Source organism: Proteus sp. PR00208 (genome assembly GCF_016238545.1).
Lineage (GTDB): Bacteria > Pseudomonadota > Gammaproteobacteria > Enterobacterales > Enterobacteriaceae > Proteus.
On record NZ_JAEHQE010000001.1, the window covers coordinates 371,051 to 387,161 of the forward strand.

19 protein-coding genes and 1 other annotated feature are annotated in these 16,111 nt (G+C 37.4%); of the genes, 14 read left to right on the forward strand and 5 right to left on the reverse strand.

Annotated elements, in window-relative coordinates; all coding sequences use genetic code 11:
- Positions 1-205: 205 nt before the first annotated feature.
- Positions 206-424, reverse strand: coding sequence for a tyrosine-type recombinase/integrase (locus JEP36_RS01735; RefSeq protein WP_311747406.1), 219 nt, complete (start codon positions 422-424; stop codon positions 206-208).
- On the opposite strand from JEP36_RS01735, the gene JEP36_RS01740 reads away from it, so the two are divergent.
- The gene (locus JEP36_RS01740) at positions 416-1,339 is read left to right on the forward strand and encodes a colicin-like pore-forming protein (protein WP_311748540.1); all 924 of its coding nucleotides are present in this window, start codon (positions 416-418) and stop codon (positions 1,337-1,339) included. The genes JEP36_RS01735 and JEP36_RS01740 overlap by 9 nt on opposite strands.
- Before the next feature lie 26 nt (positions 1,340-1,365).
- Here JEP36_RS01740 and JEP36_RS01745 read toward each other — a convergent pair whose 3' ends face one another.
- Positions 1,366-1,698 (reverse strand): colicin E1 immunity protein, encoded by a 333-nt coding sequence (locus tag JEP36_RS01745; protein ID WP_232805390.1) that lies wholly within the window; start codon positions 1,696-1,698, stop codon positions 1,366-1,368.
- A 375-nt stretch (positions 1,699-2,073) separates the two neighbouring features.
- Here JEP36_RS01745 and JEP36_RS01750 point away from each other — a divergent pair, with 375 nt between their 5' ends.
- From JEP36_RS01750 to JEP36_RS01760, 3 genes are all read left to right on the forward strand, one after another.
- Positions 2,074-3,654, forward strand: coding sequence for a colicin E3/pyocin S6 family cytotoxin (locus JEP36_RS01750; RefSeq protein WP_232797440.1), 1,581 nt, complete (start codon positions 2,074-2,076; stop codon positions 3,652-3,654).
- 14 nt (positions 3,655-3,668) lie between these two features.
- Entirely contained in the window at positions 3,669-3,923 is a 255-nt protein-coding gene (locus tag JEP36_RS01755; protein WP_198625553.1) for a colicin E3-like toxin immunity protein, read from the forward strand.
- 692 nt (positions 3,924-4,615) lie between these two features.
- Positions 4,616-5,287, forward strand: a complete 672-nt coding sequence (locus JEP36_RS01760; protein ID WP_109372521.1) for a transglycosylase SLT domain-containing protein — start codon at positions 4,616-4,618, stop codon at positions 5,285-5,287.
- Here the strand turns inward: JEP36_RS01760 and JEP36_RS01765 are convergent.
- Entirely contained in the window at positions 5,284-5,997 is a 714-nt protein-coding gene (locus JEP36_RS01765) for a MarC family NAAT transporter (RefSeq protein ID WP_198625554.1), read from the reverse strand. The genes JEP36_RS01760 and JEP36_RS01765 overlap by 4 nt on opposite strands.
- Before the next feature lie 99 nt (positions 5,998-6,096).
- A complete protein-coding gene (locus JEP36_RS01770; RefSeq protein WP_198619692.1) occupies positions 6,097-6,690 on the reverse strand; it encodes a GNAT family N-acetyltransferase in 594 nt (197 codons plus the stop codon).
- Between the two features lie 263 nt (positions 6,691-6,953).
- Here JEP36_RS01770 and JEP36_RS01775 point away from each other — a divergent pair, with 263 nt between their 5' ends.
- The gene (locus JEP36_RS01775; protein ID WP_088495790.1) at positions 6,954-7,292 is read left to right on the forward strand and encodes a tRNA-binding protein; all 339 of its coding nucleotides are present in this window, start codon (positions 6,954-6,956) and stop codon (positions 7,290-7,292) included.
- Positions 7,293-7,391: 99 nt separating this feature from the next.
- Entirely contained in the window at positions 7,392-8,081 is a 690-nt protein-coding gene (locus JEP36_RS01780; protein ID WP_109372519.1) for an AraC family transcriptional regulator, read from the forward strand.
- 4 nt (positions 8,082-8,085) lie between these two features.
- On the opposite strand, the gene JEP36_RS01785 is transcribed toward JEP36_RS01780, so the two are convergent.
- Positions 8,086-8,526 (reverse strand): PACE efflux transporter, encoded by a 441-nt coding sequence (locus JEP36_RS01785; RefSeq protein WP_198619637.1) that lies wholly within the window; start codon positions 8,524-8,526, stop codon positions 8,086-8,088.
- A gap of 380 nt (positions 8,527-8,906) precedes the next feature.
- Here JEP36_RS01785 and thrS point away from each other — a divergent pair, with 380 nt between their 5' ends.
- The 8 genes from thrS (at position 8,907) to ihfA (ending at position 16,086) form a co-directional block, all read left to right on the forward strand.
- The gene (gene thrS / locus JEP36_RS01790) at positions 8,907-10,835 is read left to right on the forward strand and encodes a threonine--tRNA ligase (RefSeq protein WP_198629809.1); all 1,929 of its coding nucleotides are present in this window, start codon (positions 8,907-8,909) and stop codon (positions 10,833-10,835) included.
- 3 nt (positions 10,836-10,838) lie between these two features.
- Entirely contained in the window at positions 10,839-11,378 is a 540-nt protein-coding gene (gene infC, locus JEP36_RS01795) for a translation initiation factor IF-3 (protein ID WP_036937410.1), read from the forward strand.
- Between the two features lie 94 nt (positions 11,379-11,472).
- Complete coding sequence (rpmI, locus tag JEP36_RS01800) at positions 11,473-11,670, forward strand: 50S ribosomal protein L35 (protein WP_004263702.1); 198 nt, start codon at positions 11,473-11,475, stop codon at positions 11,668-11,670.
- A gap of 42 nt (positions 11,671-11,712) precedes the next feature.
- The gene (rplT, locus tag JEP36_RS01805; RefSeq protein ID WP_006537111.1) at positions 11,713-12,069 is read left to right on the forward strand and encodes a 50S ribosomal protein L20; all 357 of its coding nucleotides are present in this window, start codon (positions 11,713-11,715) and stop codon (positions 12,067-12,069) included.
- A gap of 107 nt (positions 12,070-12,176) precedes the next feature.
- Positions 12,177-12,300, forward strand: a sequence feature (Phe leader region).
- Entirely contained in the window at positions 12,178-12,225 is a 48-nt protein-coding gene (pheM, locus tag JEP36_RS17905; protein WP_120655563.1) for a pheST operon leader peptide PheM, read from the forward strand. Its footprint overlaps the feature before it by 48 nt.
- A gap of 99 nt (positions 12,301-12,399) precedes the next feature.
- Positions 12,400-13,383, forward strand: a complete 984-nt coding sequence (gene pheS, locus JEP36_RS01815) for a phenylalanine--tRNA ligase subunit alpha (protein ID WP_023582383.1) — start codon at positions 12,400-12,402, stop codon at positions 13,381-13,383.
- A gap of 14 nt (positions 13,384-13,397) precedes the next feature.
- Positions 13,398-15,785: a phenylalanine--tRNA ligase subunit beta gene (gene pheT, locus JEP36_RS01820; protein WP_109372455.1), complete on the forward strand. Its 2,388-nt coding sequence runs from the start codon at positions 13,398-13,400 to the stop codon at positions 15,783-15,785.
- 4 nt (positions 15,786-15,789) lie between these two features.
- Entirely contained in the window at positions 15,790-16,086 is a 297-nt protein-coding gene (gene ihfA / locus JEP36_RS01825) for an integration host factor subunit alpha (protein WP_023582381.1), read from the forward strand.
- The last annotated feature ends 25 nt before the right edge of the window (positions 16,087-16,111 follow it).

Below are 16,111 nucleotides of genomic sequence, written 5' to 3' on the forward strand. Positions count from 1 at the left end.
AAGTTATCTCTGTGTAAAAAGCTTCATTTGATAACGACCAGAAATAAGATAACAACATGTATTCCAATAAATGTTAAGTAGATTGTCGAGTTTTGTCACAAAAATTAACAATAGTTCGTAACTATTTGTGTAAAAGGTTATTTAAATATTCATCACTGAATATCAATAAGTTACTTTTACACACTCACAAAAGCTCACTATTAGCTCACAATTCAGTATAGCCGGTACCTCTATCATCTAAATATCTATCAGTCATTTGCATGGATTTATGGCCTAATATTTTTTTAGCGAACTCAGCGCTTTTTTCTTCTTCATAAAGTCTTGCAGATAAGCTTCTTATTTCATGAAAAGTAGGTTTGTTTTCTCTCTCTGGTAAAGCTGACGAAAATCGATTACGTAAAGAAGCTTTGCTTACATCACAGATAGTGTTTTAGTGACTAAAAAAGTCCCTGTATATGAAGTTAATGACGCTGCTAATAGTTATCATGTAGATATTAAGAATATGGGGATTGAATATTTGCTTAGACCCACTAGCTCCTCTAGCGGCCCTGGTTTACAAGGAAATGTTATTCAAAATTACTCAAATGAAAATAAAAAATTCTCATATCCAGAAAAAGTAGAATTACCTAATAAGGTAGAAAACAAAAGAATAGAAGCACCATATCCACACCAATTTAATGACGCAATTATTGTGTTTCCTAGAAATTCAAACTTACCGCCTTTATATGCTTATTCGGGCTTCCCTGCAATTGAACTTAAGGATAAAGATCCGCGTCCTCAGAAGGAAAAAGAGTTTAATAATATTAAAAATTGGGTGAAATCTACAATTTCATTTTACGAGAAAGTGATACAGGAATTTGGTAAAAAAGCAGCACAATTATCTAGAGAGTTAGCAGAGCAATCTAAAGGGAAAACAATCAGAAGTGTAGAAGATGCTTTACGTACATATGAAAAATATGGGCAGAATATTAATAATAAAATTAATACCAAAGATCGAGCTGCTATTATAAAAACATTAGAATCTATTGATGCAAAACAGTTAGCTTCAAACTTAGGTAAATTTAGTAAAGGGCTTGGATATACCAATCACGCGATTAATGCCGTGGAATTACTTGTTGAATTTAAAAAAGCGGTTAAAACGGGAAATTGGCGTCCATTTTTTGTTAAAGCCACTGCAATTACTGCTGGTATGGCAGCAGTGGCATTGACAGCCTTTGCCTTTAGTTTAATTATTGGTGGACCTGTTGGAATTTTAGGGTATGCCCTCATAATTGCAACAGTTGGTGCCTTGATTGACGACGCTTTGGTTGAAAAAATCAGCGGTGCGATTGGTATTTAATATGTAGGGTAATAGGATAATCTATTTTAATTTACCCTATTTTTTGTGAAATATAAAGCTAGATATATCATGCTAAATGGAATTGAAAATATAAAACAAAATAAGTGGTATAGAGCTACTCCACCATGCTTAGCTGGTGTATTTATAAATAATCCAGTATTCCAGAATTTTTTTGTTGTATATTTTAATGCGAATTTTTCGATAAGCATTTTGGAGAAAGGAAAAAAAATTGCACTAGGTATGCTTAAAGTTAGCATTAATAAACCTTCAATAGTGTGATCGTTATAATTAAGATAAACCATCACCAACATCATAAAATAGCCCCAGAACATATTATTAATATAATATTTTTTAGTCATATCCAGCTCCTAATGAAAAATTATCTCTACACCATTTTAATGGTAATGCTTCTTATTTTTAATAATTTGGCTGTTTTTATTTTAGTCAATTTACCTTTTTATGCTGAGCGATTTTAATTTTAGTGCTACTTATTGTGAGTGAGATAGAAGAAGCACAGAAAGAGGAAGAAGAACTCAGACAAAAAGGAAAGGAAGAAAATCATGATACCAATAAGACACCAGAAATTGATAACTGATTAAATCTACTTAGCTTAAGGATGAGTTAGTTTTTAATGATGATTATTCCGAACATAACCGAAATAAGATTATTGCCTCATAATTTATACTGTATTTAAATACAGGTGTTATGTGTTTCTAATATAAAAAGGAGTTTATATGAGTGACTATGATGATAATGATATTCGTATTGAAATCACTGATGGTATTAGTAGTTCAAATGATAATTCTGAATATACTGATAATGACCGTGATGATAGAGAAGATAATGAAACTGGAAATCACGAGAAAGAGAGCGGAGGTTATAGCGAATATTATGACGATAATATAAATTTAAGTGAGAGCCCTGAAGCCGCCTCAGTTATTCCCGTAGGTAGTACCGTATTTCTATTCCCACTAAAAAATGGGGTACTTAATTTTACTATTGCTAGTGGTAATTTAAGTGCAACTCAAACAGCTATTACAACGGCGTTTAATTTTGCTAAAAATAATGTCGCACAATTAGTGAGTAAGGCATCATTATTAAATCGTTTTACGCCATGGGGAATTGCAATTGAAGGTTTAATGCCAAATAACAATATAATGTCTACGAAGGAGGAAATGGCATTATTAAATAAGCATGGTTTTTTACATATTTATGATGAAAAGAAGGCCTATCAGGTATCGACATTACCTGCATCAGTGATTGCTACTGAAATAGGGAGATTTATCAAAGAAAAGCAAGTTGTGGTTGATACCTATATTACTTCTGCTTTTGATGAAATTAAACAAAAACAGAAAACAGTTATTTCTGTTAACGGAGCACTCTCAGTACCCATTGTTCAAGCTAAACCAACAGGAATGCAAGGTATTTATACAGCAGAAATTATTCCTAATATGAAGCCTGTAAAAATTAAGCTTGAACAAGAAAAAGAATGGAAGAAGCAACGAACTGTAGTGAATACTCAGCCTCCAGTATCACAGTATCTTCCTTCTATTGAGCTAAAAAATTATCATGCTATTGTTGATTTTGGTAATGATAATGAACCTCTATATGTTTCAATTAGTGAGCAACTTTCTCAAGAAGATGAAAAAAAACTGATAGAGCAAGCGAAAAAAGATTGGATTGCGCTTTATCCTCTTGAAGCGGCAAAACAAGCTTTAAATGAAGCTATTATTGAGTTAGACGTTGCGAAGAAGAAAGAGGATACATTAAAGGTAAATGTTGCCTCATTACAAAAAACATATGAAGCTAAAAAAGCGGAATATGATGAGTGGTTAAAAAAATATTCTTCATTACCTGCCAATGCAATCAAATTAGTTTATAACGCGAAGGTTAAAGAGCCTGAAATAGCGCTAAATGAAGCGAGAAAAGCGCTAGCGATAGCAGTTGAGAGTCGCAAAAAAGCTGAGAGCAAGAAAAAAGCAGCTGAAGATAAGGTCAATGAGGCTAAGGATAAAAAACGCCAAGGTGTTAGAGAAAAAGGTCATGATTATCACCCAGCACCGAAGACTGAAGAAATTAAAGGGTTGGGTGAGCTAAAAGAAGGAAAGTGGAAAACGCCTAAACAAGGCGGAGGTGGTAAACGTGCGCGCTGGTTCGGAGACAAAGGCCGTAAAATCTACGAGTGGGACTCTCAGCATGGTGAACTGGAGGGGTATCGAGCCAGTGACGGACAGCATATCGGCGCCTTTGATCCGAAAACCGGTAATCAGATAAAACCGGCTGATCCAAAACGTAATATCAAAAAATATTTGTAAGGAGAATAAATATCATGGGATTGAAAGTACATTTACAATGGTTTGATAAAAAAACGGAAGACTTTATTGGAAAAGAATATTCAACAGATCTGGGTGATGATGATACGGTTATTGAACAAACCGTTAAGCCGACAGAAAACATCATCAATAACGGCGGTTTTGATGTTATTTCTGCGTGGGTTCCTTATCTGCAGAAGCACCTTAAACATAAAATTGAGCTAAATAAATACGATTACCAGGTAGCATTTGATTACCGTGATAAGTGGTAATGAACAAACGTATATAATATTAACTAGTATCGTTTTGAAAGCCTCTTAACGGAGGCTTTTTGTTCTAAGTGAATACTAAAAAAAGTCAGTTATTTAATTAATCTTAACACATTCGCCTTCAATAAAATCTCCTCCGCTATTTTCATATTTCACAACATGGCATTCCCCCTGCAATCCATAACGACTAATGACATAATGAACATCAGGATGAATTACTTAGTCTCGGTATTTGTTTTGTCGCCTCTCGTAACGGGATATCTTTTCTAATAAGCCATCCTTAACAACACCATCTAGTGTTTTGTAAGTAGATTCGAGAATCTTTTTCTTGTTAAAAGAATCCTATCCTTTAAGCATTAAGCTACATCAGAAACCTCAAAAGGAGGGGAGCCTATTTCACCAGCTACTCATGCAAGATTCTCAGGCTTAAATAATTCCATTATCTTTTTTTCTTTCTGGGTTCGCTTCATGAGGTTCATCTCGGATCTAGTTAGTTTTTGGATAGTATGGAGAGTATAATAGAAGAGCTAATTTGAGATAAAACGCACACACTAGAAGTCGTAATAGATTGATTTATTTCTCATGTTTTGCCATATTTTAGCATGCATTTTTGAATGAAAATAGAATAATATATCTATAAATTATTGATATATAAAACATGTCTTCGTGCAACCCTTTATGCAAAAGGATAAAACGTGAAAGTAAACATCATCTTTTCTTTGGCAATTTTGCTTCTTGCTGGTTGTGCTGATCATGCTCGTCAACCTGTTCAAAAAGAAACATCACGATTCTTAAGCCAAAAACCAGTAGAGAACCGCGTTAATAATGCTTCAATTTCAACGGCACAATGGAAATCAACACCTTTTGATAACCATATACAGCAAGCATCAAGCCGTTACGATGTTGATGAAACATTAATTAAGGCGATTATCCAAGTTGAATCAAACTTTAGACCTGAAGTTATTAGCAAATCAAATGCAGTTGGGTTAATGCAAATTAAAGCATCAACTGCGGGAAGAGATGTTTACCAAAATAGAGGTAAGGCAGGGCAACCAACAACGGCTCAACTAAAAGATCCCGCCATTAATATCGATTTGGGTACAGCTTATATTCAATTATTAAGAGAGCGTCACCTTGTTGGTATTGCCGATCCTGAAACTCTTTATTACGCCACTATCCTTGCTTATGTAAATGGCGCAGGCGCTTTATTAAGAACATTTGATAAAGATAGAGATAATGCCATCGCTAAAATTAATTCAATGAGTGCGGATGATTTTTATCGTTATGTCGAAAAAAATCATCCAGCTTCTCAAGCGCCGCGTTATTTAGCAAAAGTGAGAGCGGCTTACCATGCAGGTGATAATTAATCTGGCAAATTAGCAGCGGCTTGAGCCTGTTTTAATAAAGCAGGCAAATCAGCAATAATTTCAAGAACGCCATTGATCATAAACTGAACGCCCATACAGATTAATAAAAATCCCATTACGCGAGAAATAGCGTCAATACCGCTGTGGCCTAAATACTTCATAATGCTGGTGGAGCCACGAAGTGATACCCAAACAATAACGCTAATTAAAAAGAAGCTTGTCACAGGGGCGATATACAATACCCATTGTGCAATATCAGTACGTGAGGGAATTGAAGCCGCCGTACTGATTATCATTGCAATTGTTCCGGGACCCGCTGTACTTGGCATTGCTAAAGGAACAAAGGCAATATTAGGTTCTTTGGGATTACGATGTGGATTGTTTTCGTCTGAAATAGGATCATCGACATTAGGAGTATTTGGAAACAGCATACTAAAGCCAATAAAGGCAACTATCATTCCGCCTGCAATACGAAGACCGGGGATCGAAATACCAAAGGTTGTCATTATGATCCGTCCCGCATAGAACGCGATGGTCATAATAAGGAAAATATACACACATGCCATTAAGGATTGTTGATTACGTTGTTCCTTTGTCATATTGCCTGAAAGGCCAAGCCAAAGAGCAACAGTCGTTAATGGATTAGTTAAAGGCAAAAGCAAAATAAGACCAAGACCGATAGCCTGAAAAAACTGGTAAACAGAGTGCATGGAATATAAAAGCTCCCAATAACAGGTAATTAAGGAGTAATTATGATAACAAATTAAACGAGATAAAAGTTATTTTCCTCGTAATATTCTTAATGTTTATTAGTATTTTTTCATAAGCCATTCTAAATGCATTTTTACCGATCCCCAGTCATAATCAGTAATGCTATAAACGCAAGTATCTCTTTTTTGTCCCGTCGTCGTTAATCTATGATTACGTAAAATACCATCCAGTTTTGCACCAAGTCGTTCAATCGCTCTACGGCTAGTTTGATTTAATATATGAGTACGAAATTCAACAGCAATGCATTGCAAGTCTTCTAAGGCATATTTAAGTAAGAGATATTTAGCTTCAGTGTTTATTCCTGTTCTTTGTACTTCTTTGGTATACCACGTTGAACCAATTTCTAATCTTGGAGTTTGGCTATCAATATTCATAAAGGTTGTTATGCCAACCACACGGCTATTAGCTTTAGAAATAATGGTAAAAGGCAACATTAATCCTTTTTGTTGTAACTGAAGTTTATGCTCAATATCGCGTTGTAATTCTGTTACTGAAGGAACGGTGGTATACCAAAGCTCATCGGGTCTATCTTTTTCAATTAGTTCATAGAGTTCTGAGTAGTGTTCCATACTTAGGGGCACTAAACGCACAAGTTTTCCTTCTAATGTTGTCCACTCTGTTATTTTTTTCATCATAAATATTCTCTGGGGGGAATAAAAACACATTTCTTAAGAATACTTTTTATACATAACAAATTTATGAATTGATATGGTTATTTAAAAGGTTATTAAAAAGTAGATAAATTTCAGAATGATGAAAATAGAGAAAAAAGAGTGTGAGTGACTCTTTCTCAACAGAGAATGATTGTCTCACCACAGGTGAGCCAGCATCATGCGTGTTAATCTATAATTCAGTAATAGTGATATAACCATAAACACAATAGATTGGTAAAAAAATGACAGATTTAATTGAATGGGATGATTTTTTACGAGTAGAAATGAGAGTAGGAACGATTATTAGCGCAGAAATAAATAAAAAAGCGAATAAACCTGCTTATGTTATGGAAGTTGATTTGGGCGAATTAGGTATAAAGCGTTCAAGTGCTCAAATTACGGTAAACTATACACCTGAAGAGCTTGTGGGACGTCGTATTTTATGTGTATGTAATTTTCCAGTTAAACGCATTGCAGGTATAAAATCTGAAGTTTTAATTACAGGGGCACCTGATGAAACAGGAGCAATTGTATTGGCTGAGTTTAACTTACCTTTACCAAATGGCTCGCGTTTAGCCTAAAAAATAAGTATCTTGATAAGACACTCTTAAATAGTGATGTTCGGCTGAGTTTTGATATAGTAATTATTCAATAGCAGGATGGATATAAAGGAGTGTCTTTTGTTATTACCTCAATTGCATTTGCGATGTTATACACAAGAGACGGTATCTCATCAGCATGATAATTTATGGCAGATTATTTTCGGGCTTTCGGGTTCGATGGAAGTTAATTTCAATCGAGAAGATTTTCTGATTTCCAATCAAAACTGTTTGATTATCCCTCCAACTATTCATCATGCCTTTTCAGGCAATATAGATAATAAAAATCTTATTCTAGAACTCCCTGCAACGTCTCAATGGCAATTAAGTGAGAAAGGTGGACAATTTGTGTTATCACCAGCAGCCATTGGTTTATTAGAGTGGCTACATCAATATCCTCAACCTCCAGATCAATATTCAACGATCACACGTTTATTACTCGCTCAAATGAAAATACAAAAAGGTTGGCGCGATAGTTTGGATGCTTGGTTAGTGAATAAATTACATACACCATTAACCACATATGATATTGCTTGCGCTTTTAATACGTCAGTGAGTACGTTACAACGAAAAATGAAAGCAGAGGTGGGAGTATCTGTGATGCAATATGTCACTCAGCAGCGACTTAGCAAAGCCGCTGAATTATTAAAATACACATCAGTAAATATTGAAAATATTGCTTTAGTTGTAGGATATGACTCGCATTCTGCATTTAGTCAGGCATTTCGCCAATACTTTAATAAAAGTCCTACTGAGTATCGACAAGATTAAGCCATTACACCACTTTGTTTCCTGTTGAATAAACTCGAGGGCATAATTTATCGAAGGCGAGTGTAAATAAATAGGTATAGACAAAGAAGAACACTAATATCGTGATTTCCATACTAATTGCTTTGATAAAATCCACGTTATACCACCACATATAAAGTGGAATGGTAAAGAAGAACAGACCTAATTCAAAACTTATTGCATGAGTAAGCCGTACCATAACGGTACGCTTTTTGATTTTTAGTTTTGATTCAATTAATTCAAAGAAAGAATTAAAAATATAATTCCAAATCAAGGCAATAACAGAAACAGCGATTGCAACGGGTAGTGAATTATGTGATTGGCTTTGGCTTAATATCGCTAGTAAAACAGTGCTTAATAAAATCGCAAGAGTTTCAAAGGTAATAGCATAGACTAATTTACGAGAGCGGGGCTTTAGATAAAACACGTTACACACCTTATATATTAACAATGAAGATTCTGGTCCGCCCCAGAGAATGTTATTTTAAAAGCCACGGTTTCCGCTTGCTCGTTATGGTAGTCAAATTAAAGAAAAAATTCTATCTATCTCCCTGTATTAAAAAAAGAGATGTTAAAATTACCGATGAGATAAATGTATAAATCTTTATAGTCTGTGATAATATCCCCCCTGAGTTACGATAAGGCTCAGTGATGCTATGGATATTTATAAAATAAATATGTGTACATAACTGTGTACAAACCTCGCGAGGTAAAGTGAGAAATTGTCGTAACGTACTGAATATATATGAAATAAAAAGCTTACAAGTGATCTTGCGTATGGGTCACCACTGTAAATAAGGATTTTAAATGCCAATTATTACTCTTCCTGACGGAAGCCAACGTCAATTTGAAAATGCAGTTTCTGTCATGGATGTCGCTGCAGATATCGGCCCTGGACTTGCGAAAGCATGTATTGCAGGCTGTGTTAATGGTGAGCTGGTAGATGCTTGTGAATTAATCGAACATGATGCAAATCTGGCGATTATCACCGCAAAAGATGATGAAGGTCTTGAAATTATTCGTCACTCTTGTGCCCACTTATTGGGACATGCAATTAAACAATTATGGCCACACACCAAAATGGCGATTGGTCCTGTTATTGAAAATGGATTCTACTACGATGTCGATTTAGACCATTCGCTAACACAGGAAGATTTAGACACTCTAGAAAAACGCATGCTAGAGTTGGCGAAAACAGATTATGACGTTATTAAAAAACGCGTAAGCTGGGCTGAAGCTCGTGAAACATTTGTTTCTCGTGGTGAAGACTATAAAGTTGCTATTCTTGACGAAAATATTAGCCAAGATTCTCAACCAGGTCTTTATCATCACCAAGAATATGTTGATATGTGCCGTGGACCACACGTTCCAAACATGCGTTTCTGTCATAACTTCAAATTACAGAAAATCGCAGGTGCATATTGGCGCGGTAACAGCGATAATAAAATGCTACAACGCATTTATGGTACAGCTTGGGCTGATAAGAAACAGTTAAAAGCTTACTTAGATCGCTTAGAAGAAGCGGCCAAACGTGACCACCGCAAAATTGGTAAACAGCTTGATTTATATCATATGCAAGAAGAAGCGCCGGGTATGGCTTTCTGGCATAATGATGGCTGGACTATTTTCCGTGAGTTAGAAACATTTGTACGTTGTAAATTAAAAGAATATGATTACCAAGAAGTAAAAGGTCCATTTATGATGGATCGTGTTCTTTGGGAAAAAACAGGTCACTGGGAAAACTACAAAGAAAACATGTTCACAACATCTTCAGAGAACCGTGAATATTGTATCAAACCAATGAACTGCCCAGGTCACGTACAAATCTTCAAACAAGGTTTACGTTCTTACCGTGATTTGCCATTACGTATGGCTGAATTCGGTAGTTGCCATCGTAATGAACCATCAGGTGCATTGCATGGTTTAATGCGTGTTCGTGGCTTTACACAAGACGATGCGCATATCTTCTGTACTGAAGAACAGATTTTAAGTGAAGTAAATGACTGCATCAAATTGATTTATGATGTATATTCTACTTTTGGATTTGAAAAAATCGTTGTTAAGCTGTCTACTCGCCCAGAAAAACGTATCGGTGAAGATGCATTATGGGATGTTGCTGAAGCAGACTTAGCAAAAGCCTTAACTGATAACAATATTGAATTTGAATATCAGCCAGGCGAAGGGGCGTTTTATGGCCCTAAAATAGAATTTACACTTTACGATTGTTTAGATCGTGCATGGCAGTGTGGTACAGTTCAATTAGACTTCTCACTACCAGGTCGTTTAGGCGCATCTTATGTTGCCGAAAACAACGAGCGTAAAGTACCTGTTATGTTACACCGAGCAGTGCTGGGATCCTTAGAACGTTTTATTGGTATTCTGACAGAAGAATACGCAGGATTCTTCCCAACTTGGTTAGCACCACAGCAGGTTGTCGTGATGAATATCACGGATGGACAGGCTGATTATGTACAAAAACTCGTCAAAGAATTGCAAGATGCCGGAATTCGTGCAAAAGCAGACTTGAGAAATGAGAAGATTGGCTTTAAAATTCGTGAACATACTTTACGTCGTGTTCCGTACATGCTTGTCTGTGGAGATAAAGAAGTTGAATCAGGCAAAGTGGCGGTTCGTACTCGTCGAGGAAAAGACCTTGGCAGTATCGACGTTAACGAATTTAAAGAAAAGCTTCTGCAAGAAATTAGAAGCAGAAGTCTTCATCAGTTGGAGGAATAAGGTATTAAAGGCGGAAAAAGAATTCAATCAACGCGTCAGAATCGCATCAATGGTGAGATTCGCGCTCATGAAGTTCGTTTAACAGGTTTAGATGGCGAACAGATTGGAGTTGTTAGTCTGAAAGAGGCTCTTGAGAAAGCCGAGGAAGCAGGTGCTGATTTAGTTGAAATTAGTCCTAATGCCGAGCCGCCGGTTTGTCGTATTATGGACTACGGCAAATTCCTCTATGAGAAAAGTAAGACTCTCAAAGAACAGAAAAAGAAACAAAAAGTTATTCAGGTTAAGGAAGTTAAATTCCGTCCTGGTACAGATGAAGGCGACTATCAGGTCAAACTACGCAACCTGATTCGTTTTCTTGAAGATGGCGATAAAGCCAAAGTCACACTGCGTTTCCGTGGTCGTGAAATGGCACACCAACAAATCGGTATGGAAATGCTTAACCGTATCCGTGAAGATTTGGATGAACTGGCTGCTGTTGAATCTTTCCCTAATAAGATTGAAGGGCGTCAGATGATCATGGTGTTAGCGCCGAAGAAGAAATAGTCGGGCAATTCAAGTAATAGCGTCAGCCTTTAAAGGCTGATTGCTATTCGCCTTATTATTTTATGTTATTAACAATGCGAAGTGGATTATAGAAATGCCAAAGATTAAAACAGTACGCGGCGCAGCTAAGCGCTTTAAAAAAACTGCTGGTGGTGGCTTCAAGCGCAAGCATGCTAACCTCCGTCACATTCTGACTAAAAAGTCAACTAAGCGTAAACGTCATTTACGTCCAAAAGGCATGGTCTCTAAAGGAGATTTAGGTCTGGTCGTAGCTTGCTTACCATACGCATAAGTATCACTTTTTTAACAGAATATAGACATTTAGGAGTTTAATATGGCTCGTGCTAAACGTGGTGTTATCGCCCGTGCTCGTCACAAGAAAATTTTAAAGCAAGCTAAAGGTTATTACGGTGCACGTTCTCGTGTATATCGTGTAGCTTTCCAGGCTGTTATCAAAGCTGGTCAATATGCGTACCGTGACCGTCGTCAGAAAAAACGTCAGTTCCGTCAGCTGTGGATCGCGCGTATCAACGCAGCAGCTCGTCAGAACGGTATGTCTTATAGCCGTTTCATCAATGGTCTGAAAAAAGCGTCCATTGAAATCGACCGTAAGATTCTGGCTGACATCGCTGTATTCGACAAAGTAGCATTCGCTGCTTTAGTTGAAAAAGCGAAAGGTGCTCTGGCTTAATTATTTATTAAGCAATGGAAGAGGGAGTTTTCTCCCTCTTTTATTTTGTCTAAATCTGTGGCTTAATGATATAAATTCAATAAGTTAATATTTTAAGAGACATTACCAATGTTAAATATCGCTTTTTTCCGTTTCTTTTTTTACTTTAGCGCCTAATTCAAGGGGGCTTTTGCGCGTAAGAAAAGAAACGAAAAGTAGCGCCTGAGCCTCCAATATGGAGGCTTTTTTGTTTTCAGATCCCAATACTGGGTTAGAAACTAAAAAGGCAATTTTATTCGTCATCATTGATAACAACTAATAGACCTCATCAGGTCAAAGGAAGAGGAAACGATGCCACATCTCGCTGAACTCGTTGCTCAAGCTAAAGCAGCTATCGAAGAGGCACAGGATGTTGCTGCGCTGGATTCGGTTCGTGTTGAATACTTGGGAAAAAAAGGTCATTTAACGCTTCAGATGTCCACGCTGCGCGACTTACCCGCGGAAGATCGTCCAGCTGCAGGGGCTGTCATTAATCAGGCTAAACAAGAGGTTCAGCAAGCGCTGAATACTCGTAAAGATTATCTTGAATCAGCATTATTAAACGAACGTTTATCTGCTGAGAAAATCGATGTATCTTTGCCTGGTCGCCGTATTGAAAACGGTGGTCTACACCCAGTAACTCGTACAATTGAACGTATTGAAACTTTCTTTGGCGAATTAGGGTTTTCTGTAGAATCTGGCCCTGAAATCGAAGATGATTATCATAACTTTGATGCGTTGAATATTCCTGCACATCACCCAGCAAGAGCCGACCACGATACTTTCTGGTTTGATGCGAAGCGTTTACTGCGTACACAAACATCGGGTGTACAAATTCGTACTATGCAAGATAAACAGCCACCTATTCGCATCATTGCACCAGGTCGCGTATATCGTAATGACTACGATCAGACTCACACACCAATGTTCCACCAAATTGAAGGCTTAATTGTTGATAAAGACATTAGCTTTACCAATTTAAAAGGAACACTACATGATTTCCTAAAAAACTTTTTTGAAGAAGATATGGAAATTCGTTTCCGTCCTTCTTATTTCCCATTCACTGAGCCTTCAGCAGAGGTCGATGTAATGGGTAAGAATGGTAAATGGTTAGAAGTGTTGGGTTGCGGTATGGTTCACCCAAATGTATTACGTAATGTAGGTATCGATCCTGAAGTTTATTCAGGTTTTGCGTTCGGTATGGGTATGGAACGTCTGACCATGTTACGTTACGGTGTCACCGATTTGCGTTCATTCTTCGAAAATGATCTTCGTTTCCTCAAACAGTTTAAATAAGGTGGGATTATCTCATGAAATTCAGTGAACTTTGGTTACGTGAGTGGGTAAACCCAGCGATTAGTAGCGAAGCGCTTTCTGAACAACTGACAATGGCTGGCCTTGAAGTTGATGGCGTTGAAGCTGTTGCTGGCGATTTTCACGGTGTGTTTGTAGGTGAAGTTGTTGAATGTGGACAACACCCTAATGCCGATAAATTGCGTGTAACGAAAGTTAACGTAGGCGGTGACAGATTACTTGATATCGTTTGTGGCGCACCTAACTGCCGCCAAGGACTAAAAGTTGCGGTTGCAACCGTCGGGGCTGTATTACCAGGCGATTTCAAAATTAAAGCAGCAAAACTACGTGGTGAACCCTCTGAAGGTATGCTGTGCTCATTTTCTGAATTAGCTATTTCAGAAAATCATGAAGGTATTATTGAATTACCTGCTGATGCACCAATTGGCATGGATATTCGTGAATACTTAAAATTAAACGATAATGCGATTGAAATTAGCATTACACCAAATCGTGCTGATTGCTTAGGTATTTTGGGTGTTGCGCGTGATATCGCTGTTATTAACAAAATGGAATGCCAAGTACCTGATATGTCGCCTGTTGCGGCAACTTCTTCAGCAACATTCCCTGTGCGTGTTGAAGCGCCAGAAGCGTGTCCACGTTATTTAGGTCGTGTTTTCACTAATATGAATGTGAAAGCAAAAACACCTTTATGGATGCAAGAAAAGTTACGTCGTGGAGGCATTCGCTCTATTGACCCAATTGTTGATATCACCAACTTAATCCTACTTGAAATGGGGCAACCGCTACATGCGTTCGATCTTGATCGCGTTGAAGGTGCTGTTGTTGTTCGTATGGGTAAAGAAGGTGAAAAACTGACTTTACTTGATGGCAATGAAATTACATTAAAAGAAGATGTATTAGTTATTGCTGACGAAAAACAAGCATTAGGTATGGCTGGTATTTTCGGTGGTGAATCATCAGGTGTTAATGAAGAAACGAAAAATGTTTTCTTAGAGTGTGCATTCTTCTCTCCATTATCCATCACAGGCCGTGCACGTCGTTATGGCTTGCATACTGATGCCTCTCATCGTTTTGAGCGTGGTGTTGATTTTGAGCTGCAATACAACGCAATTGAGCGCGCAACTAAGTTACTGTTAGAAATTTGCGGTGGTGAAGTTGGTGAAGTGATTGATGTAACCAATAAAGCACATTTACCAAATATTGCACCAGTTAAATTAACACGTAAAAAATTAGACCGTTTATTAGGTCACGTAATTGATGATGCACAAGTTCTGGATTCATTAACTCGCTTAGGTTTCAACGTTTCTGTTGAAAATGATGGCTGGTTAGCAACAGTTCCTTCTTGGCGTTTTGATGTTCAAATCGAAGAAGATTTGATTGAAGAAGTTGCTCGTATTTATGGTTACAACAATATTCCAGATGTACCATTACGCGCTGATTTGGTGATGACTAATCATCGCGAAGCGAACTTGTCATTAAAACGCGTTAAAACAATGCTAGTAGACAACGGCTTCCAAGAAGCAATTACTTATAGTTTTGTTGATCCTAAGATCCAATCTTTACTACATCCAAATGAAGAAGCATTAATTCTGCCTAATCCAATTTCAGCGGATATGTCAGCAATGAGACTGTCTTTATTAACCGGATTATTGACTACGACTGTATATAATCAGAACCGTCAACAATCTAGAGTTAGGTTATTTGAAGCAGGTCTGCGTTTTGTTCCTGATAATCAAGCAGAATATGGAATACGTCAGGAACTTATGTTAGCTGGTGTGATCGCGGGCAACCGTAATGAAGAACATTGGGGTTTAGAGAAGCAAACTGTTGATTTCTTTGATTTGAAAGGTAATATTGAATCAATTCTGGAATTGACAGGCCAGCTAGATGAAATTACATTTAAACCAGCTAATCATTCAGCACTTCATCCGGGACAAAGTGCTGGGATTTATCTGAGAAATGAATATATTGGCTGTATTGGCGTTGTTCATCCAGAGCTTGAACGTAAACTTGACTTAAACGGTCGTACGGTAGTATTCGAAATACGTTGGAATGCAATTGCAAATCGCAGTTTACCACAAGCAAAAGCAATTTCTCGTTACCCTTCGAATCGTAGAGATATCGCTGTAGTTGTTCCGAATGATGTTGCTGCAGAGGATATTTTAGCCGAATGTAAGAAAGTTGGCGGAAATCAAATAGTTGGCATAAACTTATTTGACGTGTATTGTGGTAAGGGAGTAGCAGAGGGCTATAAAAGCCTCGCTATTAGCATAATCTTGCAGGATATCGAGCATACACTGGAAGAAGATGAGATTGCTGCAACAGTGAGTAACTGTGTAGCAGCATTGAAACAGCGATTCCAAGCATCCTTGAGGGACTAGACCTATGGCGCTTACAAAAGCTGAAATGGCAGAAAATCTGTTTGAAAAACTTGGTGTTAGCAAACGCGATGCAAAAGACCTTGTAGAATCCTTTTTTGAGGAAGTGCGTCGTTCTCTTGAAAATGGAGAACAGGTGAAGCTGTCTGGATTCGGAAACTTTGACCTGCGTGATAAAAATCAGCGCCCAGGTCGTAATCCGAAAACTGGGGAAGACATTCCTATTACAGCTCGCCGTGTTGTTACTTTCCGCCCAGGACAAAAGTTAAAAAGCCGGGTTGAGAGCGCAACACCAAAAGAATAAGATTTAAAAAACATCCAAAACGGCT